Raw genomic sequence first — 20,159 nt, 5'->3', positions numbered from 1 at the left:
GCCGCTAGACTGAAGGGCTTGCCGGCGATCGCCGGCGGCATCCGTCATCGAAGCGAGGAGTGGACCGTGCCCAGGGAACGCGGTGAGAAGGTCGTGGCGACCAACCGCAAGGCGCGCCACGACTACCTGATCGAGGACACCTACGAGGCCGGCATCGTGCTCTCGGGGACCGAGGTGAAGTCGCTCCGGCAGGGGCGGGCGTCACTCGTCGACGGGTACGCCTTCATCGACGGCGGCGAGATCTGGCTCGACGCGGTGCACATCCCCGAGTACACCGAGGGCACCTGGAACAACCACGCCCCGCGACGCAAGCGCAAGCTGCTGATGCACAAGCAGGAGATCGTGAAGATCAGCCACAAGACCAAGGAGGGCGGCTACACGCTCATCCCGCTGTCGCTGTACTTCAAGGACGGGCGGGCGAAGGTGGAGCTCGCGGTCGCCAAGGGCAAGCGCGAGTACGACAAGCGGCAGGCCCTCCGCGAGCGGCAGGACAAGCGCGAGGCCGAGCGCGCCATGGCGAGCCGCCGGAACCTGGGGGAGTAGCCCACCGTCGGGCGGCTCAGCCCGCGATCTCGCGGAGCGCGTCCAGGTGGGCGGCGAACGCCGCGCGGCCCTGCGGGGTCATCGAGAGCCACGTGCGCGGGAACTTGCCGACGAAGCCCTTGCGGACGGCGACGTAGCCGGCCGCCTCGAGCGCCGACGCCTGCTTGCTGAGCGCCGAGTCGCTGAGCTCGACGGCGTCTCGGACGAACCTGAACTCGGCCTCGTCGGCCGCCGCGAGCAGCGCCGCGATCGAGAACGGAACGGGCCGCTGCAGGAGCGGGTCGAGCCGGTGCCGTGGATGCCCGGAGTCCTCCGGCTCAGCCACGGACCACGACCAGTTCGCGCACCGACCCCCACATCGGCGGCGCTGCGGTCGCGATCGCGGCGAGGGCGAAGTAGACGGGGGCGCCGGGGAAGAGGAGCAGGCCGACCGTCAGCGAGACGGCGAAGGCCGCACCCCAACCGCCCACGGCGAAGCCGAAGCGTCGGGAGAAGCCGAGGCTCGCGGCCCCCATTCGTCGCAGGTGCACGACCGACAGGACACCGAGCACCGCGGCGAAGGCGATCGACAGGGCGAGGATCTGCGTCTCGTCGCTGCGCTGGTACCAGCCGAGCGCGAACAGGTACATCGCGGATGCGGCGGCGAGCCCGGTCAGCCAGGCGGAAGCGGACGCGGAGCCCTGGACGGCGACGCGTCGGACCGCCGTCTCGGCCTCGCGCACGAAGGCGGCCGCGTCGGCGGGCTCGGGGAGATCGGCGGATGAGGAGTCGTTCGCGGACATGGCCCGAGACTAGCAACTACTTGCCAGTTCAGAAAGTACTTTCGACGAGTTGCGGACTGCGCCGCCTCACGGCGTGCTGACGGCGCGGCGGGCTAGACTCCGCCGCGTGGAGATCTCGACGCGCATCCCGGTGCCGGGTACGTACAACTTCCGCGACGTCGGCGGGCTGCCCGCGCGCGGCGGAACCGTCCGTCCCGGTCGGCTCTTCCGCTCCGACGGACTCCACCGCCTCGGCGACGACGGACGAGCCGCGCTGCGGCGGCTCGAGGTCGGCGTCATCGTCGACCTGCGCGACCCCAACGAGGCGCGAGCCATGCCCGACGACCTCGACGGGCTCGACGTGGAGGTGCTGCGGCTGCCGGTCTTCGAGGGGTCGGGCGCGTCGCAGGGCGGTCGGGGCATCTCCCTCGAGGCGCTCTACCAGCGCATCGTCACGAAGCACTCGGCCGTCGTGGTCGAGGCACTGCGCGAGATCTCGACGGCCGGCGACCGCGCGGTCGTCGTGCACTGCACCGCGGGCAAGGACCGCACCGGCGTCGTCGTCGCGCTGGCCCTGCTCGCGGCGGGTGTCGACCGCGAGGCCGTGATCGTCGACTACGCCCTCACCGAGGGGCACCTCGCCGGTGAATGGCTGGAGGAGATGGTCGCGCTCATCGGCGACTACGGCGTGCCCGACACCCCCGAGTTGCGCGTGCTCATGGGCGGCAGCCCGCGCGAGGCGCTCGAGTCCGCGCTCGAGGAGGTCGAGCGCAGTCACGGGACGGTCCGCGAGTACCTGCTCGCGTCGGGTCTCGCCCACGACGAGCTGGCCGCGCTCGAGGCGTGGCTGATCGCCCGCGACTGAGGTCGCGGAGGTGACGCCGCGGCGGGTCAGCCGGCCGTGAAGCGCGCGTCGACGGATGCCTCGACCACGAGCTTCGCGGGTGCGAACTCCGGCGCGGGCCCGGCGTCCGAGACGTCCATCGCCATCGCGCGCACCGCGACCGCCTGGTGCGCCCGGGGAATCGGCTGGGCCTGGAGCAGGCCGCGGTCGGCGAGCTCGACGGGTGTCGGGGCGCCGAGCCCGAGCGCCTCGGCGTAGACCGCGGCCTTGCGCACCGCATCGGCGACCGCCGACCGCTGCGCCGCCTCCTGCACGCGCGAGCGCGTGGCATCCGTCAGGCGCCAGTCGACGCCCTGCACGGTCACGTCGGACGTCGAGGAGACTGGGCCGACCCACCCGCCGAGCGCCTCCAGGTCGCGGAAGACGACCTCGAGGTCGGCGGAGGCCTGGTGGACGAGGGGAAGCTGCCGGCCCTGGTCGTTCCACGGGCGGTGCGACCAGACGCGCAGCTGCCCCGCGGACCACGACTCGAGCGCGCCCGCGACCTCGAGCTCGCGGATGGCCGCGAGCAGGCGCTCGTGCGTCTCGCCGACCGTCGCGAGCACGCGGTCGCGGTCGGCGCCGTTGGACGACACGGCGAGCGAGACCGCGCCGAGTTCCGGTTCGACGCGCTCCTCGGCACGGCCGGTGACGGCGATCGTGGTCGGCATGCGGGACCTCCCGGCGGGTGCGGCCGCTGGCGGCGCGGCATCGGCGGGCCGCGCCCGGGCGCGGCCGACCTCAGCATACGTCGGTGCCTCCGGCATCGAGGGACTCCCGCCGCGCGGGGCCGGACTCCCGCCGCGCGAGGCCGGGCTCCCGCGGCGGCGACCGCCGACGGGAGCCCGGCCCCGCGTCAGGCGATCGCGCGCTCCGGGAGCACCCCCGCACCGTCGAAGAGGCGCTCGAACACGGCGCCGCGGTCGAACTGCAGCGCGTACGCCCTCGCCCGCTCGGCGCGGAGCGCGCGCTCCTCGGGCGTGAGCGCGAGCGCCCGGTCGATCGCGTCGGCGATCGCGTCGGGGTCGTCCACCGGCACGATGATCGCGTGCTCGCCCACTGCCTCGCCGATGCCGCCGGTGTCGGTCGTGATCACCGTGCCGCCGCCCGCGAGCATCTGCTCGGCGAGCGCGATGCCGAAGGTCTCCACGAACTCCGGCCGCGGCTTGCTGGGCAGCACGTAGGTGGCGCAGCCTGCCATCAGGTAGGGCTTCTCCGCGTCGTCGACGTCGTCGAGGAACACGATGCGGTCGGCCACGGGCGACGCCGCGGCGCGGGCGCGGAACTTCTCGGCGGCCGGGCCGCGACCGACGATCACGAGCTTCAGGCGGTCGTTCGCCGCGGTGCGCTCGAACCCCGCGATGAGGTCGTCGACGCCCTTCGCCTCGGTGAGTCGGGAGAGGAAGAGCACGTAGCCGTCGGGCTCGAGCCCGCGCGCGGCGAGGACGCCGCGCACGATCGCCGGGTCGAGGTCGAGGTACTGCGACGTGTCGATCGCCGGGTACGAGATGCGGATGCGGTCCCGGCACTGCTCGGCGAAGCGCGTGCCGTGGAACGCGTCGATCTCCGACGCCGCGGCGACGATGAGCTCGCGCGTGTACTCCGAGACCGCCACGCAGTGGTCCTGCGCGAGGTAGCTCGAGAGGATGTGCGCGGCGGCGCCGAAGCGTCCCTCCTCGACGCACGAGCGCACCACGTTCGTGACATCGGACCCGACCGCCTCGGCGATCGTCGTCACGTTCACCGGCAGGCCCGTGCTCCACGCCGCACGCACGGCGTCGGTGACGGCCACCGTGTGCGGGCTGAGGTAGAGCGACAGGCACACCGTCGGCACGCCGTCGGTGAAGAGCTCGACCAGCCGGCCGGTGATGCCGGCGAGGTAGCGGCCGTCGGGCACCTTGTAGTCGCCCACGGGCTCGGGGCGTTCGACGATGATGCCCGGGCTGTACGGCAGCATCCGATCCAGGGGTTTCAGCGGCAGGCCGGCCGCCTCGAGGCGATCGATCGGCCAGGTCACGATGCGCACCTCGTCGAAGCCGCGTTGCAGCGCGGCCTCGGCGAGGTTGCGCCCCTCGACCGAGTGGCCGCAGATGACCGGATCGGCGCGGTTGACGATGACGAGGCGGTTCCGGGGCGGAGCGTTCATGGCTCCTCCTTTCCTGGTGGGGCGCGAGGTGCGCGTCCTGATCGGGCAGGTCTGGCGGTGGGATGCCGCGGGGTCAGCGTTCCGGGGAGGAGGGCGGACGCGACATCCGCCCCCACTCGCTCGGTTCGGGACCGAGTCGCAGCAGGAGGCTGCCGCCGCGATGCAGTTCGTCGCCGCGGAGCCAGGTTCGGTCGAGGGGGTCGCCGTTGAGTTCGGCGGACTGGACGTACTGCGCGGGTCCGTCCCGGTGCGGTTCGACGAACCCGGCCGTCTCGATGCGGAACGCGTCGCCGCCGACGCGCAGTTCGGACTCGGCGAACGCCGGCGCGTTGACGAGGAACAGGTTCTGCCCGGCGACGGGGAACAGGCCGAGGCTCGCCCAGACGTACCAGGAGCTGATGCCGCCCGAGTCGTCGTTGCCGGGCAGGCCGCCGCGACCGGTGCCGAACTGCTGGTGCACCGCGGCATGCACGATCTCCGCGGTCCGGTCCGGGCGCCCCGCGTAGTGGTACGCCCAGGGCGCCTCCATGTCGGGCTCGTTGTTCAGGCCCTCGAAGCGGCCGAGGGCGTAGCCCGTCGCGAGCTCCGCGAGGCCGGGCGCGACGCCCGGCTGCCGCACGGGTTCGGCGCCGAATCCGAAGAACGCGTCGAGGGCGGCGACGAACCCCTCGTCGCCCCCTGAGAGCTCGATGCGGCTCTTCATGTCGTGCAGCAGTCGGAACGAGTAGTTGTAGCGGCTGCCCTCGTAGAAGGTCGAGTCGTGGAGCAGCCCGGTCTGCTCGTCGAACGCGTTGATCCACCGGGTCGCGAGGGCGGTGAGCTCCTCGACGAGCGCGCGGTCGCCCACGCGCGCCGCGACCTTCGCCGTGCACCAGTAGCCGTAGGCGAGGTCGAGCGTGTGGCTGATCGGGTGCGCGACGCCGCGGAGCAGGAAGTCCTCGCCGTACGTGCGGCGGAGGTCCGCGTGCATGTGCACGAGCGCCCACTCCCAGTCGACGCCGGGGAGCCCGAGCTGGCAGAGGTCGGCGAGGAAGGTCTGCGCGAGCGCGCTGCCCTGCCGGGAGAACCGGTCGCTGCCGCGCGCCATCCGGTAGCCGATGGGGAAGTTGCCCTCCTCCTCGCAGATCGTGAGCAGCGCGTTGGCGAGCTCCACGGCCCGCTCGGGGAACAGCGTCGTGATCAGCGGCAGCTGCGTGCGGTAGATGTCCCACATCGTGCAGAGGTCGAACACGAACGGGCCCTCGGTCGGCCAGAACGGGCTCTCCTCGGGTGCGAGGCACGGCTTGATCAGCGAGTGGTAGAGCGCCGTCGAGAAGATCGTCTGGCGTTCGGTCGACGGGGTGTCGACGGTGATCGCCTTCAGGTGCTTCCGCCACGCCTTCTTCGTCCGGTCGCGCCGGTGCGGGAACCGCGCCGGGCCCGTGCCCTCGTCGGCCCGGAGGTTCGCCCGGGCCTGGTCGACCCCGCGGAGCGAGAACCCGATGCGCACCTCGATGCTCTGGCCGGGCTCGCTCGGGCCGGCCCACATGAGGCCGAACGGGCGCAGCGTCGTCGGGCGGATGTGGTCGAACGCGAGCCGCGTGCCGCCCGGCATCAGGCGCCGGTCGTACCAGAGCATCTGACGCCAGGTGTGCGCGTCGCACTCGATGTACACCGAGAGAGGCGCGCCCTCGACGACGATCTCGCCCTGCGCGATGCCCGGCGCCACCTGCTCGAGCTTCGCGCGCAGGGGAATCGTCTCGCCGTGGGGGATCGAGAGGCCGCCGAGCGAGAAGTCGATCACGATCCGCGCGTTCGGGTTCCGCGGGAACGTGTAGCGGTGCACGGCCGATTTCGGCCCGACGGTGAGTTCGGCGCGGATGCCGGAGTCGAGCGTCGCCGCGTAGTACCCGGGCTCCGCCGCCTCCTCGTGGAGCTCCCAGGTGCGGCCGAGCACGTCGAGGGGTTCGAGCATGGGCGTCACGCGGAAGTAGTTGTAGTACTTGCGGATCGCGCCGGTGCCGGACTGCTGGAAGTGCGTGAAGCCGGATGCCACGCCGCCCTCGTGGATCATGGGCGGCACGCCCTCGGTCGCGAGGTCGTAGCGTCCGTACCCGGTCGGGTACGCCCCCGAGTACGCGCACGCGGAGACCATCCCGAGCGGATAGGTCGCGCCGGGATGCGTGTTGCCGACCTGCGGCTTCGGCCACCACCAGGTCGCGGCCAGCCCCGTCTGCGGGGGCAGGTCGACGGCCTCGGTGCCGATGAACGGATCGACCCGCGCGATCATGCGGCTCCAGCGCGGCGGCGTGCGGCGGCGGACCCGGTGCGGGCGGCGGTGCCCGTTCGGGGCGAGGCGATCTCGGAACGTCCCATGCGGGGACGCTACGTGCTGGCGGAGCCGCGCGGGTTACAGTCACATGAACGATTCCGGCGCGCCATCCGGAATGCCCCGCCCGGTGCTCCTGTTGTATCCTGTAGGGCCGCGCACCCTTCGGGGGTCCTGCGCGGTTGGCAACTCAACAGCGTGCGATGACGACCCGCCTTCCGACCGACGGTCGGAGCGCGTCTCATGGGGATGATCGGTTTCGACATCGCCTGCGAGACTGCGAGAAGCGGGCCGAGGATGCAGGGTTATCTCGTGAACGCTCCCTGCGAAACAATAACTGCCAATAAGTCGCAGAACGACTACGCCCTCGCTGCCTAAGCGAGTCCGTTAGTCCGTCAGCCCGGGTTCGTTCCCGCCCCGGTCGCTGGCGTCATCTAGGGAACTCGCTGTACGACGTCGCCTGAGCGTCGTACGGGACTTTCTTCAGGCTGGGCCCGTCGACCTGGCTGCCTGTGGCAAGGGTCGGGGCCGATGAGAACGCTTCACAGGATGCGCCCGGAGAAACCGCGGAATCCCAGCGATGGACGGGGGTTCAATTCCCCCCATCTCCACCACCGGTCGTCATCGCACGCTGTGCCGGTCATCCGATCGCCGCGACTCGTCGCGGCGATCGGCGTCTGCGCGGTCAGCGCTCGCGGGACGCGTTCACGTGGGCGCGGGCGGCGAGCCGCCGAAGCCACGAACCGCGCGGCGGCTCCGACTCGTCGTCGTCGCCGTCGGAGCCGTCGGCTGCGCCGTCGTCGGCGACCGCGGCCGCCTCGGCGTCGCGCTCGGCCTTCCAGATCAGGTAGGCGGCGTACGGATCGTTCTCAGGATCCAGCGGCTGCTGGTCGACGAACTCGTGTCGTCGGCGTGCCATCGCCCGCATGTTCTTCCCCCTCGAGGCCCCCCGGCCCTCACCCACAAGGGTACGCGACTCCACGGACGTTCCGCGCACGATGACGAGGATGTCTCGGAGACGTGCTCATCCGCCGCTCAGCGGAGGTGCGGGAGCACCTCGGCGGCGATGAGTTCGACGTGGTCGAGGTCGCGCTGGTCGACCAGCTGGAGGTACACCCGGTCGGCGCCGAGGTCGGAAAGCCGCCGGAGCTTCTCGACCACGACCTCGGGGGTTCCGGCGACGTTGACCTCGGCGAACGCGTCGGGGTCGGCGTGGATCGCGCGGAGGCGTGCGAGGTAGCTCGCGTCATCCGTCGCCACGACCGTCGGCAGCGCCACGCTCAGGCGCATCGTGTCGGGATCGCGGCCGATCGCCTCGCACGCGGCGCGCACGCGCTCGAACGATGCGGCGATCTCGTCCTCGTGGGAGAAGCCCCGGTTGAACTCCGTCGCGAACCGCGCCGCGAGCGCGGGCAATCGGGTGCGGCCGCCGCCGCCCATGATGAGCGGCACGGGCGACTGGACCGGCTTCGGCAGCGCGGGCGCGTCGACGAGCTCGTAGCGCTCGCCCGCGAACGAGAAGCGCTCGCCGGCCGGCGTCTGCCAGAGGCCGGTGACGACCTGCAGCTGCTCCTCGAGGAGGTCGAAGCGCCGATCGGGGAACGGGATGCCGTACGCGGCATGCTCCGCGCCGAACCAGCCGGCGCCGAGGCCGAGCTCGACGCGACCGCCCGACATGTCGTCGACCTGCGCGACCTGGATCGCGAGGAGTCCGGGGTGCCGGAACGTCACCGGGGAGACGAGCGTGCCGAGCCGGATGCGGTCGGTCTCGCGGGCGATGCCGGCGAGCGTCGTCCAGGCGTCGGTCGGCCCGGGCAACGGGCTGCCGGGACCCATGTGCAGGATGTGGTCGCTGCGGAACCATCCGTCGAAGCCGAGCCGCTCGGTCTCCTGCGCCTGCGCGAGCTGCTCGTCGTAGCTCGCGCCCTGCTGGGGCTCGGTGAACACGCAGACCTCGAGCGAGCGGCTCACTTCAACGCCTCGAGCACCGCGTCGTGCAGCAGGCCGTTGGTGGCCAGGGCGCTGCCGTTGCCCGCGCCCGCCTCACCGGCGACCGACGTGAACCGGCCCCCGGCGCCCTCCACGATCGGGATGAGCGCGGCGAGGTCCCACGCCTTCACGTCGAACTCGCCCACGATGTCGACGAGGCCCTCTGCCAGCAGGCAGTACGACCACAGGTCGCCGTACGCGCGATCCCGCCACACGCGCTCGCCGAGCGCGAGCAGCCGCCCGAGGTAGCCGGCATCGCGCCATTGCGCGATGCTCTGGAAGCTGAGGGACGCGTCGGCGAGGTCGGCCACGTTCGACACGCGGATGTCGCGGGGCGCAGCGCCCGGGGCATCCGTCGTCTGCGCGCCCACACCGGGCGCGCCCCACCAGCGCCGCCCGATGGCGGGCATGGAGGCGACGCCCACGACCGGTGCGCCGTCGACCGTGAGCGCGATGAGCGCGCCCCAGACCGGCACGCCGCGGAGGAAGTTCGAGGTTCCGTCGATCGGGTCGATGATCCACCGCCGCGAACCGGTGCCCTCGGTGCCGTACTCCTCGCCGAGGATGCCGTCGCCGGGGCGACGCTCCGCGAGCACCTCGCGCACCGCGCGCTCGACCGCGAGGTCGGCCTCGGTCACGAACGTGCGGTCGGGTTTCGTGTCGATCCTGAGGTCGACCGCGCGGAAGCGGGCCATGGCGGCCGAGTCGGCGAGGTCGGCCAGTTCGAGGGCGAGGGCGAGGTCGTCGGCGTACGAGGCATCCGTCACCGGCTCAGCCTATCGACCGCCTGCGGCGGGCCGCCGGGGGTCGGGGCGTCCGAAGCGGGCCCGATTTCGCGTTCAGGGCGGTCACCTGATACCGTTGTTCCTCGGTCCGGGGTTGCAGAAAACCCGGCCGAAACGCACCTCTAGCTCAATCGGCAGAGCAACTGACTCTTAATCAGTGGGTTCAGGGTTCAAGTCCCTGGGGGTGCACCAGCAAGAAGCCCGGCACTACGCGGATCGCGTGGGTACCGGGCTTCTGTCGTTGGTCAGTGCCGAGCGGCGAACCCTGCTCCGGCCCGGCCTCGTCGCCTTGGCGATGTGGAGCGCCCGTGGCCGCGACGCCCGCCTCACTCATCGCGTCTTCGGCACTCCCGGGTGCTGACCCCCCAGACCGGGCTGTGCTGGTCCGCCGACCGCCGTAGCATGTTCGTGGGCATCCAGCACCCGGTGCCCCGATCGCTCGAAGTTCGACACGCAGGTACCCGGGAGCAGGGAAATGACCGACGAAGACGATGTGCGCGCCGCCTCGAAGGCGTTCTACGCGGCATTGAATCGCATGCTCTCCGGGGACGCCGGTTCGCTGACCGATATCTGGGTGCACAGCCCCGAGGCGACGACGATGCACCCGATCGGCGATCGTCAGGTGGGATGGGACCAGATCAACGGGTCGTTCGAGCGCGTGGCCCGGTCGAGCACAGGCGGTCATGTGGAGATCACGGATCAACTCGTTCGGGTTCACGGGGACACGGCATACGAAGTGGGCGTCGAACACGCCGCTTTCGGTGTCGGTGGCACGCAGCTCACGGTGAACTCCCGCGTCACGAATATCTACTATCGAGAGGGCGACGGGTGGAAGGTCATCCATCACCACGGTGACAAGGCGCCGGGGATCGCCGAGGCGCTCGACGAGGTGGAGCCGGCCTGATCATCGCGCCTCCGCCATTCCCGGGCGGGTGAGGGTCCGGCCGTATCGTGGAGCGAAGCAGATCGGACGGCGGGAGGACGATGGACGCGCCCTCGGCGGCCCGGGCGACCGGCGGAATCCCGGCACGGACCCGCCCGCGCGCCGCACTCCTGCCCGACTGGGCGTGGGCGATCGCCCTCGTCGTGCTGGGGTCGGTCGTGTCATGGTTCCGCATCGAGCACGCGGCGCGGGCGCTGTGGGCCGAGGACGGCACGTTCTTCCTCGGCGACGCGCTCGACGCGGACCCCGTGAGCGTGCTCCTGCAGCCCTACCAGGGGTACCTGCACCTCGTTCCGCGGATCATCGCCGGGGCGGTCGTCTCGGTCGTGCCCGTCGAGGGCTACGCGATCGCGATGACGGTCGGCTCGTGCCTCGTCGTCGGTGCGGTCTCCGCGGTCGTGTTCCTCTGCGCGCGGAGCGTGGTGGTGTGGCTCCCCGCCCGCATCGCGATCGGTGCGCTCACGTTCCTGGCCCCGGCGGCCGGGTGGGAAGTGCTCGGCAACGCGGCGAACCTGCACTGGTACCTGCTCTGGCTCGCACCCTGGCTGCTGCTCGCCGTTCCTCGCCGGAGATCGACCGCGATCCTGCTCGGTGTCGTGGGCCTCGCCGCGGCGCTCACCGAGATCCAGATGCTGCTCTTCCTGCCGCTGCTCGCGTGGCGCTTCCGCGATCCGAACCGGTGGATCGTCGGCGCAGGCGTCGTCATCGGTTCGGCCCTGCAGGTGGCCGCCGTGCTGCTCTCGCCCCGGGACGCCGGTGCCGAGACCTCGCCGCCGTTCCTCTCGACCGTGCAGGGATACCTGTACCACGCGCCGATGGAGGCGGTCTTCCCCTCGCGGCAGTGGAAGGCGGCGTGGGTCATCCACTTCGGCTGGTGGGGTGCCGCACTCGTGATGCTCCCGTTCCTCGCCGCCCTCGTCTGGGTGCTGTGGCGCGGCATCGCGGTCGAGCGCATCGCGGCGGCGGCGCTCGCGGCCGGATCGGTCATCGCGTGGTCGGCGGCGTACGTGCTGAACTCGAACCCGGACTTCTTCTACTCCGAGATCCCGGTCGCGCTCGCCGTCCACCTCCACCTCACGAGGTACGGCGTGGTGCCGGCGTCGTACCTGCTCGCCCTGGTCGTCCTCGCGACATCCGTGGCGTGGCGCGCGGGAGTGCTGAGGCGGACCTCCGCCGTCGTGCTCGTCGGCGCGGTGGTGCTCACGGTGGTCGCTGCGATCGTTCCGCAGCCGTCCGTTCGGGCCGACGGCCCGGACTGGGCCCCTGAGATCCCGCCGGCGCGGAGCGCGTGCACCGTCGACGAGCCTCCGGGCCGGACGGCGATCGCGATCGCCCCCGAAGGGTGGCTCGTCCAGGTGCCGTGCGAACGACTCGCCGGATGATGTCGACCTCAGTAGTCGGAGGTCGCCGTGATGCCGCCGTCGACGACGAGGTCGTGGCCCGTGATCGCCGCCGCCGCCGGTGAGGAGAGGAAGGTGCACGCGTCCGCGATCTCGCGAGGCCGGACGGCACGTCCGATCGGCGCACGATCGGACCAGCGGGCCAGCCCGTCGGGGAACTCCGCATCGAGCCCGTCGCGCCACACAAGCCCGGGCGACACCGAGTTGACGCGGATGCCGTGCGGCGCGAGCGCGACCGCGGAGGTGCGCGTCAGCGACCGCAGCGCGGCCTTGCTGCTGCCGTAGGGCGCCTGGTCGGGCGTCGCACGGTCGGCGGAGATCGACGTGACGTTGACGATCGCGCCGCCGCCGGCCGCGATCATCGCGGGCGCGGCGAGCTTGGTGCAGAGGTACGCGGCCACCACGTTCAACCGGAAGCCCGCGATCCAGTCGTCGGCGCCGAGGTCGAGGAACCCGGCGACCGGGTAGGTGCCGGCGTTGTTGACGAGCACCGTCGCGCGCGCGGCCGGCGATTCCGCGCGGAACATCCGCTCGATGTCGCGCTCGTCGGACAGGTCGCAGCGCACCGTGTCGGCGACCACGCCGTGCGCCGCGGCGAGCGTCTCCGCGAGGCGTTCCGCGTCGCGCTCGCGCGACCGATGGTGCAGCACCACGTCGGCACCGCGGCGCGCGAAGCGCTCGGCGATCGCCGAGCCGAGCCCACCGGTCGCCCCGGTGACGAGCACCGTCGTGCCCTCGAAGTCGCGGTCCATCGCGCGCGCCTCAGTCGCAGCCGATCTCGTACGGTCCGGCATCGGGATCCGCGGGCTGCCAGTCGGCGTGCACGATGCCGTCGAATGCGGCCCCCTCGAGCCGGCAGACGTCTCCCAGCGAGGTCTCGTAGAACTTCACGTGGGTGTAGTCGTCGAAGAGCCGGTAGACGGGCGCGCAGAACCGGCTCTGGAACTGCTGGCCCGTCAGCACCTCGCGGTGGCGTTCGATGAACGCCTGATGCTCGGGACCGACGACGAAGCCGACGTGTTCGAGCCCCATGCGGTAGACGCGTTGGTGGAATGGCGGGATGAGCTCGATGAGCGGGATGCCGATGCCGTCGGCGATCTCGATGGGCTCGGCCAGCATCAGCTTGGAGATCGGCCGCCCGTTCCAGACGTTCTCGAGGTTCGCCGTCGAGTACGACTCGATCGCGTCGCGCGCCGCGACGTAGTCGCGCCACGTGGGCGTGCGGACGGCGAGGTGGCTGACCTGGAATCCGTCCGCGTCGATGCCGATCGCGGCGCACCTGTCGACCTGCTGGGCGGTGAAGGCTCGCGCCGCCGAGGCGAGGCTCTCTCGGTCGAAGCCGCCGGTGTCCCACGTCATGCTGATCTCCTCATCGAGGTCGGGCTGCCCTCACGATAAGCTGCGGCGCGCCGCCAGTCACGCGCGTGAGCGGAATCGGCTGCATATGAGCACGCCTCGTCGGTGCCGGCTCACGAGTGAGCGTGGGCCCGGCGGCTCGTCCCCTCCGTCACCAGAACGCGAACGGGTCGACGCCGATCAGCCGCAGCACCTCGTACGTCGAGCCGACGAAGCAGTACGTGCCGAGCAGCGCGCCGAGCATCGTCTCGCGGAGCGACCCCGTGTCGCCGAGGACCGGGAGCGACACGTAGCCGTTCGGCAGCCAGACGCGATTGAGCACGGGCAGCGGACGGATCGCCCGGGGCGGGCGGATGCGCCACGGCCAGATGAGCCCCGGCAGGCCGCCCGTGGTGAGCAGGTCTCCTGCGAGGTGCGCGACGAAGCCGACGAGCACCGCGAGCGGGAACCAGGCGACCTGCTCGGGCGCGAAGACGACGATGAACGCGCCGAGCATCGCCCCGATCGCCCATGCGGCGGGCCACGACCGGATGAGGCCGCGCGCCTTGAGCCCGAACGCCGTCAGGGCGGCCGTGCCCGCGCCCGCTCCGATGGCGAGCGAGCCGAGCGGATCGACGGGGAATGCGACGAGCGTCAGTGCCCACGCCGCCGCGAACGTCACGAGCACGCCGACGGGTGAGTGCGCGCCCTGCCGGTGACCGCCGGATGCCGCTTCGACGACGCCCGTCGCGAGCTTGCCGAGCACGGGCACCGAGTGCGCGATCGTGGCGCTGTGGTGGTCGGCGTCGGGCAGCAGTGCTGCGCCCGCGCACACCGCCGTGCCGGCGAGCACGCCGACCGGGTCGAGCGGGTAGGCGCCGGCGGTGACGATCGGCATGGTTCCGGTGATCGCGAGCCAGGCGGCGGCGCCGCTCGTGGCATGGGTGATGCCCATCATCGGGTCGGGTGCTCCAGGGGGTCGGCCGAGGGGACGGCGGGACGATCGGCGGAGAAGGGTCCGCGTCGACCAGTGTGCCCGGACCCGCGGACACCGACCGTCGGGTCGCGGCGCGGCCCGGGATCGCCGCACCACGACGATGCGGCGCGTCCGCGCGGGGTCCTAGACTGCCGCGTGAACGCGCCGGCCGGACCGAGCGATCCGCGTCGGCTGAGCGACGGGGGATGGCTGATGCAGATCGCGATGGTGGGACTGGGGCGGATGGGCGCGAACATCGTGCGGCGCCTCATGCGGGACGGGCACGAGTGCGTGGTGTACGACGTCGATCCCGGGGCCGTGACCGCGCTCGCGGCCGAGGGCGCGACCGGCGCGGCGAGCATCGCCGACCTCGCGTCCAAGCTCGACGCGCCGCGGACCGTGTGGCTCATGGTTCCCGCGGGGATCACGGGGCAGCTCGTGGACCAGGTCGCCGCGGTGCTCGATGCCGGTGACGTCATCATCGACGGCGGCAACTCCAACTACCGCGACGACGTGCGCCGAGCGGAGGCGCTCGCGCCCTCCGGCATCCACTACGTCGACGCGGGGACGAGCGGCGGAGTGTTCGGCCTCGAGCGCGGCTACTGCCTGATGGTGGGAGGCCCTGACGAGGCGGTCTCGCGCATCGAGCCGATCCTTCGGTCGATCGCACCCGGCCCGGGCGACATCGAGCGCACGCCGGGCCGCACGGGAGAGCTGTCCCCAGAGGAGCGCGGGTACCTGCACTGCGGGCCCTCGGGGTCCGGCCACTTCGTCAAGATGGTGCACAACGGCATCGAGTACGGGATCATGGCGGCGCTCGCCGAGGGGCTGAACATCCTGAAGAACGCCGATGCCGGACTCCGCCCCGAGGAGCACTCGGCGGAGATCGCGCCCTTGGAGGAGCCGGAGTTCTACCGGTTCACGATCGACACGCCGGCCGTCGCCGAGCTCTGGCGACGAGGGTCGGTGATCTCCTCGTGGCTGCTCGACCTGACCGCGGCCGCGCTCGTCGAGAATCCGACGCTCGACGGACTGGCCGGCCGGGTCTCGGATTCCGGCGAGGGTCGGTGGACCGTCAAGGCCGCGGTCGACACGGGCGTGCCGGCGCCGGTGCTCGCGGCAGCCCTGTTCGAGCGGTTCGCCTCGCGGGAGGACGATCGCTACGCCAACCAGCTGCTCTCGGCGATGCGGCTCCAGTTCGGCGGCCACCGGGAGCTGCCGTCCGGCGACGTGCTCGAGACGGGCGGCCGGTCCGCGGACGCCTAGTCGTCGACGCCGCGCGCCATCAGCGCCTCGCCGAGGTGGTCGGCCGTGCGCAGCGTCCGCACGATGACCGGCACCGCGAGCGCGGTGAGCGACCCCTCGGCGCCGCGCGCCTTGCGCGCCTCGAGCACCTCGCGCACGAGGTCGGCGAGCAGCGGGACGCAGCGGATGGCGAGGGCCAGCGCCAGCCCGACGCGGTCCGGGTCGATCCACCGCGCGAACGGGCGCAGCAGCACCTGCATCGCGTCGAGGGTCGCCGACACGGTGGTCGTGAGCGTGTAGACGGCGGCGAGGGCGACGGCGAGCACGAGCCGGGCGCCCATGGTCGCGGCGGCCTCCCATCCCGCGAAGATCCACTGCACCGGCACCGCGAACACGAGGACCCAGAGGATCGGCGAGACCTGCCGCCAGGCGACCCGCACCGGAATCCGGGCGAGGGCGAAGAGGCCGATCGTGGCCGCCGCGACGATCCCGAGCGCGGGCAGCGAGCCGACGAGCGCGGTCGCCGTCACCGCGACCGCGAGCAGCCCGAGCTTCGCGAGCGCCGGCGCGCGGTGGACGACCGATGAGCCGGGGTGGAAGACGCCGATCATGGCCAGATCACCCGATCAGCGCCCGGTAGGCGTCGAGCGCGGCCTCGGGTTCGGCATCGGCGACGATGCGGCCCGCCTCCATCACGATCACGCGGTCGAACGACTCGAGGAGCTCGAGGTGATGGCTCACGACGATGAGCTGCTCGTCGAGCGTCGCGAAGTGCTCGGCGATGCGGCGGGCGTTCCGTGCGTCGAGCAGGGTCGTCGGCTCGTCGGCCACGACGATCGCCGGCTCCCCGACGAGCACCGCGGCCAGGGCCAGCAGCTGCTTCTGCCCGCCGGAGAGGCGATGCGCGGGGCGGTCGGCGAGCTCGACGAGCCCGAACCGCTCGAGCACGGCCTCGACGCGAGCGGCCGCGGTCGGGGCATCCAGCCGGTGTCGTCGCAGCGTGAACGCGACGTCCTCGCGGACGGTGGGCATGACGATCTGCGTGTCGGCGTTCGTGAACACGAACCCGACGCGGCGGCGCACCTCGCGGCCGTGGCGGGCCACGTCGAGTCCGTCGACCGTCACGGTGCCGGTCGTCGGCGTCACGAGCCCGTTCACCATGCGCGCGAGCGTGGACTTGCCCGACCCGTTCGCGCCGACGATGCCGATGCGCCGCTCGGTGAGCTCGAGGGTGACGTCGTCGACGACGAGTCCGTCGTCGAAGCGATGGCTGACGCCGTCGAAGCGGATGGCACTCATGCGACGCGCTCCACGATCATCGCGACGCCCTGTCCGCCGCCGATCGAGCACGCCGCGAGGCCCGCGCGGGCATCGTCGTCGGCGGCCATCCGGGCGGCCAGGCGCACGAGGAGCACGGCGCCCGACGCGCCCCACGGGTGGCCGAGCGCGATCGCGCCGCCGTCGCCCGAGATCGTCTCCTCGTCGAGCCCGAGCTCGTCGCTCACGGCGAGGACCTGCGCGGCGAACGCCTCGGTGATCTCGACGAAGCCGAGGTCGTGGGCGGTCATTCCGGCGCCTACGAGCGCACGGCGTCCGGCCCACGCGGCGCCGAGTCCCGGCAGCGCCGGGTCGCCCGCGGCGACCGCGGTCGCGCGGATCCGGAGCGCGGGCAGGCCGAGGTCGCGGGCGAGGTCGGCGGTCGCGACCGCCATCGCGGCGGCGCCGTCGGAGAACCCGCAGGAGTTGCCCGCGGTGACCGTGCCGGTGACGTCGCGGGCGGAGCCGAACGCCGGCGCGAACCGCGCGAGCATCGTGGCATCCATGGTCGCCCTCGGGCGGTCGTCGCGGGCGACGCCGTCGACGGCGACGACCTCGGCGTCGAACCGGCCTGCGTCGCGTGCGGCGGCGGCACGCGCGTGCGACCGTGCGGCCCACGCGTCCTGCCGCTCGCGGCCGATGCCGCGCACCCCGGCGAGGTACTGTGCCGCGGGACCCATGTCGGGGTCGGGCAGGCCCGGGGGAGCGAACGGCGCCCGCGCGTACCGCTCGCCGGAGTCGGGCCACGAGCGGTGCGGTGCGGTCGACGCCGACTCGGCGCCGCCCGCGAGCACGAGGCGTGCGTCGCCGGCGCGCACGCGCGACGACGCCTGGATCACGGCGTCGAGGCCCGACCCGCACTGCCGGTCGACCGTCACGCCCGGCACCTCGGCGCCGAGCCCCGCGCGCAGCGCGGCCACGCGCGCGAGGTCGCCGCCCGGACCCATGCAGTTGCCGAGGACCACGTCGTCGACGGGCACCCCGGCCGGCGCCACCTCGGCGGCGACCGCCGCGAGCACCGGGGCGGCGAGCGCGTCGACCGCGTGCCGGGCGAACCCGCGCCCGGCGGTGCCGATCGCGGTGCGTCGCGCCGCCACGATCACCGGTGCGTGCTCCCGGGTCATGCGCGACTCCAGTCGGCGAAGTGCGGCGGATGGCCCGGGCCGAGCCGGCCGGCCGCGATGTCGTCGCGTAGGCGCCCGCGCGCGGGCTTGCCCGACGCCGTGCGCGGAAGGTCGGCGGCGAACCAGCGGCGCGGCAGCTCGACGGGCGAGAGCGCGACGCGCGCGGCATCCGCCACCGCTTCGAGCCGCGCGCCGGGTTCGAGCTCGACGACGGCCGCGATGCGCTCGCCCAGCAGGTCGTGCGGCTCGCCGACGACGGCCGCGTCGTGGACCCCGGGAAGCGCGACGAGGTGCGCCTCGACGTCCTCGGCGAGCACCGTCGCACCGGCCGTGATGATCGCCGAGTCACCGCGTCCGAGCACGCGGATGCCGCCGGCCGGCGTGCGCTCGGCGAGGTCGCCGACCGTCGCGAATCCGTCGGCGTCGCGCCGCATCCGCCCGCCGACCACGTCCATCGCGAGGTACGGCGACCGCGCCCACAGCTCGAGGCCCGCGTCGGCGGGCCGCAGGTCGACCTCGACGCCGGGGAACGGCTCGAGCCCGGAGTCCGGCGCTCGGTCGCTCCCATGACGGGTGGCGAGCACGAACGACAGCTCGGCGGCGCCGTAGTACTCGACGACGCGGATGCCACGGCCCGCCGCCTGCCCGCGGAGCCGGGACGGCATCGCGGCGCCCGCGACGATCGCCGTGCGCGGCAGCGCCGCCTCGGTGGAGAGCAGGCGCGCGAGGCGCGTCGGCGTGGCGTGCACGGCGGTGGCCGAGGCGACGTCGTCGGTGACCGTCGCCCCGATCCGGAGCGCGTGCAGGGCCGCGTAGAGGTGCATCGTCGCGGCGAGGGGGCCGGTGACCGCGACGCGGTCGTGCGCGTCGAGGCCGGCGAGCCCCGCCAGCGGCTCGGCCGACGCGAGCCAGGAGTCCAGCGTGCGCGCGACCACGCGCGGCGAGCCGTCGGCCGACGTCGAACCCGACGTGGTGAGGGCGAGCTCGGTGCCGGCGGGCAGGTCGTCGGCGATGCGGTCCGCGTCGCGCTGCGTGCCGCCGACGAGCACCGGCCGACCGCGGTCGAGGCAGGCGAGCACGGTGGTGATCGCGAGGACGGGATCGCCGTCGGCGCGACATCCGACCGGCCCGTCGCCCGGGGGCAACCCGGCGCCGGCGACCGCCCGCGCGAGCTCGTCGAAGCCGGCGGACCGTCCGCCGAACGAGAGCGCGATGCGGTCGCCTGACGCGCCGAGCAGGTCGGTCACTTCGCGGTGGCCTCCGCGGGGCGCTTCCACGGCCAGGCGCGCGGCTCGATGAGCCCCGGCCATGCGCGGTGCACGCCCTTGGCGACGAGGACCGTCACGACGACCTTGAGGAGGTCGCCCGGCAGGAAGATCGCCGAACCCGCGATCGCGACGCCGATCGGGGTGCCGGTGATCGCGGCGAACACCGGCACGCCGACGAGGTAGATCGCGACGATCCCGCCGAGCGCGGTGGCGCCGAGCGCGGGCAGGACGCGGTAGCGGGGGAGCAGCCGCGCCGTGAACCAGCCGATGACCAGCGCGCCGAGCACCCAGCCGATCAGGTACCCGACCGACGGCCCGACGAAGACGCCGAGGCCGCCGCGGCCACCCGAGAGCAGGGGCAGGCCCGCTGCGACGAGTGCGAGCAGGAGCACCACGCTCAGCGCGCCCTTCCGTGCGCCGAGGATCGCGCCGGCCAGCATGACGCCGAGCGTCTGGAACGTGATCGGAACCGCCGTGCCGCCGACGTACAGGGCGCCGGGCAGGCCGAGCGCGGCGATGAGCGCGGCGAAGACGGCGATCTGGGCGAGGTCGCGGGCGGACGTGCGTGCGCGGCGCCGTTCGGGCGCGGCGACGGGGCTGGGTGCGGCGGTCATGCGATTCCCATCGGTCGGCGTGAGGGGGCGGGGATGCCCGTGTCGTTTCACGCTACGAACGCCCGGGAACGGCCGCGCGAGGTGGCCGTACAAGATTCCCCGGCCGATTTTGGAGTGCCGGGGCCGCCGCCCCGGCCGCTGCGCCGCGCCGACGCAGGGCGGGCGCCGTGGTCTCGGTGAGCATTCGGGCATGACGAACCCGGCTCCGATCGACGACGTCCCGATCGGTGGGGAGGGCATTCGCCTCGGGCAGTTCCTGAAGTTCGCCGGGCTCCTCGACTCCGGTGGAGACGTGAAGGAGGCCATCGTCGGCGGCCGCGTGACGGTGAACGGCGAGGTCGATCGGCGACGCGGACGGCAGCTGACGCTCGGAGACGTCGTGAGCTTCGATGGACGCGCGGTTCGCGTCGCCCCCTGAGTGGACCGCCGCCCCGGGCGTTCCGCGGGGTCTCCGAACCGATCGAGGCATCCGGCGGATGCCCACGATTCCGGGATCGCACTCGCGAATTCTCGATTCCCACC

Annotated in this window: 22 protein-coding genes, 1 tRNA gene and 1 other RNA gene; 8 read left to right on the top strand and 16 right to left on the bottom strand. The window is 72.9% G+C overall.

Annotated features, from left to right (window positions below):
* Window positions 1-66: 66 nt before the first annotated feature.
* Entirely contained in the window at window positions 67-543 is a 477-nt protein-coding gene (smpB, locus tag GJR97_RS16470; RefSeq protein WP_324613615.1) for an SsrA-binding protein SmpB, read from the top strand.
* Window positions 544-559: 16 nt separating this feature from the next.
* On the opposite strand, the gene GJR97_RS16465 is transcribed toward smpB, so the two are convergent.
* Entirely contained in the window at window positions 560-868 is a 309-nt protein-coding gene (locus tag GJR97_RS16465; RefSeq protein WP_324613614.1) for a winged helix-turn-helix domain-containing protein, read from the bottom strand.
* Window positions 861-1,325, bottom strand: coding sequence for a hypothetical protein (locus GJR97_RS16460; protein ID WP_154347855.1), 465 nt, complete (start codon window positions 1,323-1,325; stop codon window positions 861-863). The genes GJR97_RS16465 and GJR97_RS16460 overlap by 8 nt, the downstream gene beginning before the upstream one ends.
* A 106-nt stretch (window positions 1,326-1,431) precedes the next feature.
* Here GJR97_RS16460 and GJR97_RS16455 point away from each other — a divergent pair, with 106 nt between their 5' ends.
* Window positions 1,432-2,169, top strand: coding sequence for a tyrosine-protein phosphatase (locus GJR97_RS16455; protein ID WP_324613613.1), 738 nt, complete (start codon window positions 1,432-1,434; stop codon window positions 2,167-2,169).
* A gap of 26 nt (window positions 2,170-2,195) precedes the next feature.
* On the opposite strand, the gene GJR97_RS16450 is transcribed toward GJR97_RS16455, so the two are convergent.
* The 3 genes from GJR97_RS16450 to GJR97_RS16440 all read right to left on the bottom strand — a co-directional run bounded on the left by GJR97_RS16450 (window position 2,196) and on the right by GJR97_RS16440 (window position 6,602).
* Window positions 2,196-2,858, bottom strand: a complete 663-nt coding sequence (locus GJR97_RS16450; RefSeq protein ID WP_195760747.1) for an SIMPL domain-containing protein — start codon at window positions 2,856-2,858, stop codon at window positions 2,196-2,198.
* Window positions 2,859-3,043: 185 nt separating this feature from the next.
* Window positions 3,044-4,333 (bottom strand): glycosyltransferase, encoded by a 1,290-nt coding sequence (locus GJR97_RS16445; protein WP_154347853.1) that lies wholly within the window; start codon window positions 4,331-4,333, stop codon window positions 3,044-3,046.
* Between the two features lie 73 nt (window positions 4,334-4,406).
* On the bottom strand, window positions 4,407-6,602 hold the full coding sequence (locus tag GJR97_RS16440) for a glycoside hydrolase domain-containing protein (protein ID WP_154347852.1): 2,196 nt from the start codon (window positions 6,600-6,602) through the stop codon (window positions 4,407-4,409).
* Between the two features lie 284 nt (window positions 6,603-6,886).
* Between GJR97_RS16440 and ssrA the strand changes: the two genes are divergently transcribed.
* Window positions 6,887-7,255, top strand: a transfer-messenger RNA (tmRNA) gene (ssrA, locus tag GJR97_RS16435).
* 71 nt (window positions 7,256-7,326) lie between these two features.
* Here ssrA and GJR97_RS16430 read toward each other — a convergent pair.
* The 3 genes from GJR97_RS16430 to GJR97_RS16420 form a co-directional block, all read right to left on the bottom strand.
* Complete coding sequence (locus tag GJR97_RS16430) at window positions 7,327-7,560, bottom strand: hypothetical protein (protein WP_154347851.1); 234 nt, start codon at window positions 7,558-7,560, stop codon at window positions 7,327-7,329.
* A gap of 116 nt (window positions 7,561-7,676) precedes the next feature.
* A complete protein-coding gene (locus tag GJR97_RS16425) occupies window positions 7,677-8,612 on the bottom strand; it encodes an LLM class F420-dependent oxidoreductase (RefSeq protein ID WP_324613612.1) in 936 nt (311 codons plus the stop codon).
* Window positions 8,609-9,397 (bottom strand): inositol monophosphatase family protein, encoded by a 789-nt coding sequence (locus GJR97_RS16420; protein WP_324613611.1) that lies wholly within the window; start codon window positions 9,395-9,397, stop codon window positions 8,609-8,611. The genes GJR97_RS16425 and GJR97_RS16420 overlap by 4 nt, the downstream gene beginning before the upstream one ends.
* A 134-nt stretch (window positions 9,398-9,531) precedes the next feature.
* Between GJR97_RS16420 and GJR97_RS16415 the strand changes: the two genes are divergently transcribed.
* The 3 genes from GJR97_RS16415 to GJR97_RS16405 all read left to right on the top strand — a co-directional run bounded on the left by GJR97_RS16415 (window position 9,532) and on the right by GJR97_RS16405 (window position 11,740).
* Window positions 9,532-9,607, top strand: a tRNA-Lys gene (locus GJR97_RS16415).
* Window positions 9,608-9,890: 283 nt separating this feature from the next.
* Window positions 9,891-10,319, top strand: a complete 429-nt coding sequence (locus GJR97_RS16410) for a YybH family protein (RefSeq protein WP_154347850.1) — start codon at window positions 9,891-9,893, stop codon at window positions 10,317-10,319.
* An 80-nt stretch (window positions 10,320-10,399) separates the two neighbouring features.
* Window positions 10,400-11,740 (top strand): hypothetical protein, encoded by a 1,341-nt coding sequence (locus GJR97_RS16405; protein WP_154347849.1) that lies wholly within the window; start codon window positions 10,400-10,402, stop codon window positions 11,738-11,740.
* Between the two features lie 8 nt (window positions 11,741-11,748).
* Here the strand turns inward: GJR97_RS16405 and GJR97_RS16400 are convergent, their stop codons facing one another.
* The 3 genes from GJR97_RS16400 to GJR97_RS16390 form a co-directional block, all read right to left on the bottom strand.
* Window positions 11,749-12,510 (bottom strand): SDR family NAD(P)-dependent oxidoreductase, encoded by a 762-nt coding sequence (locus GJR97_RS16400; RefSeq protein WP_195760746.1) that lies wholly within the window; start codon window positions 12,508-12,510, stop codon window positions 11,749-11,751.
* A gap of 10 nt (window positions 12,511-12,520) precedes the next feature.
* Window positions 12,521-13,117: a VOC family protein gene (locus GJR97_RS16395; RefSeq protein WP_154347847.1), complete on the bottom strand. Its 597-nt coding sequence runs from the start codon at window positions 13,115-13,117 to the stop codon at window positions 12,521-12,523.
* Between the two features lie 148 nt (window positions 13,118-13,265).
* Window positions 13,266-14,051: a metal-dependent hydrolase gene (locus tag GJR97_RS16390; RefSeq protein ID WP_154347846.1), complete on the bottom strand. Its 786-nt coding sequence runs from the start codon at window positions 14,049-14,051 to the stop codon at window positions 13,266-13,268.
* Between the two features lie 174 nt (window positions 14,052-14,225).
* Between GJR97_RS16390 and gnd the strand changes: the two genes are divergently transcribed.
* Window positions 14,226-15,335 (top strand): phosphogluconate dehydrogenase (NAD(+)-dependent, decarboxylating), encoded by a 1,110-nt coding sequence (gnd, locus tag GJR97_RS16385; RefSeq protein WP_324613610.1) that lies wholly within the window; start codon window positions 14,226-14,228, stop codon window positions 15,333-15,335.
* Here the strand turns inward: gnd and GJR97_RS16380 are convergent.
* Genes GJR97_RS16380 through GJR97_RS16360 form a run of 5 tightly spaced genes read right to left on the bottom strand, consistent with a single transcriptional unit; the run spans window position 15,332 to window position 19,637 of the window.
* Complete coding sequence (locus GJR97_RS16380) at window positions 15,332-15,925, bottom strand: energy-coupling factor transporter transmembrane component T family protein (protein ID WP_154347845.1); 594 nt, start codon at window positions 15,923-15,925, stop codon at window positions 15,332-15,334. The two genes, gnd and GJR97_RS16380, sit on opposite strands and share 4 nt — an antisense overlap.
* A 7-nt stretch (window positions 15,926-15,932) precedes the next feature.
* Window positions 15,933-16,613: an energy-coupling factor ABC transporter ATP-binding protein gene (locus GJR97_RS16375; protein WP_154347844.1), complete on the bottom strand. Its 681-nt coding sequence runs from the start codon at window positions 16,611-16,613 to the stop codon at window positions 15,933-15,935.
* A complete protein-coding gene (locus GJR97_RS16370) occupies window positions 16,610-17,755 on the bottom strand; it encodes a thiolase family protein (protein ID WP_154347843.1) in 1,146 nt (381 codons plus the stop codon). The genes GJR97_RS16375 and GJR97_RS16370 overlap by 4 nt, the downstream gene beginning before the upstream one ends.
* The gene (locus GJR97_RS16365) at window positions 17,752-19,002 is read right to left on the bottom strand and encodes a class I adenylate-forming enzyme family protein (protein WP_154347842.1); all 1,251 of its coding nucleotides are present in this window, start codon (window positions 19,000-19,002) and stop codon (window positions 17,752-17,754) included. Before GJR97_RS16365 ends, GJR97_RS16370 begins: the two co-directional genes overlap by 4 nt.
* A complete protein-coding gene (locus tag GJR97_RS16360) occupies window positions 18,999-19,637 on the bottom strand; it encodes a biotin transporter BioY (RefSeq protein ID WP_154347841.1) in 639 nt (212 codons plus the stop codon). The genes GJR97_RS16365 and GJR97_RS16360 overlap by 4 nt, the downstream gene beginning before the upstream one ends.
* Before the next feature lie 190 nt (window positions 19,638-19,827).
* Between GJR97_RS16360 and GJR97_RS16355 the strand changes: the two genes are divergently transcribed.
* Window positions 19,828-20,055 carry an RNA-binding S4 domain-containing protein gene (locus GJR97_RS16355; protein WP_154347840.1) on the top strand — a complete coding sequence of 76 codons (228 nt, stop codon included), beginning with the start codon at window positions 19,828-19,830 and terminating at the stop codon, window positions 20,053-20,055.
* The last annotated feature ends 104 nt before the right edge of the window (window positions 20,056-20,159 follow it).

Source organism: Agromyces kandeliae (assembly GCF_009674665.1).
Classification (GTDB): domain Bacteria; phylum Actinomycetota; class Actinomycetes; order Actinomycetales; family Microbacteriaceae; genus Agromyces; species Agromyces kandeliae.
The sequence above is the reverse complement of the archived record's forward strand: the minus strand, read 5'-3'. Positions and strand labels throughout refer to the sequence as shown.

Bases quoted from the DNA above. Each gene is read 5' to 3' on its own strand.
- GJR97_RS16410 (WP_154347850.1), top strand. From the start codon at position 9,891: ATGACCGACGAAGACGATGTGCGCGCCGCCTCGAAGGCGTTCTACGCG.
- GJR97_RS16460 (WP_154347855.1), bottom strand. From the start codon at position 1,325: ATGTCCGCGAACGACTCCTCATCCGCCGATCTCCCCGAGCCCGCCGAC.
- GJR97_RS16375 (WP_154347844.1), bottom strand. From the start codon at position 16,613: ATGAGTGCCATCCGCTTCGACGGCGTCAGCCATCGCTTCGACGACGGA.
- GJR97_RS16405 (WP_154347849.1), top strand. From the start codon at position 10,400: ATGGACGCGCCCTCGGCGGCCCGGGCGACCGGCGGAATCCCGGCACGG.
- GJR97_RS16430 (WP_154347851.1), bottom strand. From the start codon at position 7,560: ATGGCACGCCGACGACACGAGTTCGTCGACCAGCAGCCGCTGGATCCT.
- GJR97_RS16450 (WP_195760747.1), bottom strand. From the start codon at position 2,858: ATGCCGACCACGATCGCCGTCACCGGCCGTGCCGAGGAGCGCGTCGAA.
- GJR97_RS16370 (WP_154347843.1), bottom strand. From the start codon at position 17,755: ATGACCCGGGAGCACGCACCGGTGATCGTGGCGGCGCGACGCACCGCG.
- GJR97_RS16380 (WP_154347845.1), bottom strand. From the start codon at position 15,925: ATGATCGGCGTCTTCCACCCCGGCTCATCGGTCGTCCACCGCGCGCCG.
- GJR97_RS16400 (WP_195760746.1), bottom strand. From the start codon at position 12,510: ATGGACCGCGACTTCGAGGGCACGACGGTGCTCGTCACCGGGGCGACC.
- GJR97_RS16445 (WP_154347853.1), bottom strand. From the start codon at position 4,333: ATGAACGCTCCGCCCCGGAACCGCCTCGTCATCGTCAACCGCGCCGAT.
- GJR97_RS16390 (WP_154347846.1), bottom strand. From the start codon at position 14,051: ATGATGGGCATCACCCATGCCACGAGCGGCGCCGCCGCCTGGCTCGCG.
- GJR97_RS16355 (WP_154347840.1), top strand. From the start codon at position 19,828: ATGACGAACCCGGCTCCGATCGACGACGTCCCGATCGGTGGGGAGGGC.
- GJR97_RS16395 (WP_154347847.1), bottom strand. From the start codon at position 13,117: ATGACGTGGGACACCGGCGGCTTCGACCGAGAGAGCCTCGCCTCGGCG.
- GJR97_RS16440 (WP_154347852.1), bottom strand. From the start codon at position 6,602: ATGATCGCGCGGGTCGATCCGTTCATCGGCACCGAGGCCGTCGACCTG.
- GJR97_RS16360 (WP_154347841.1), bottom strand. From the start codon at position 19,637: ATGACCGCCGCACCCAGCCCCGTCGCCGCGCCCGAACGGCGCCGCGCA.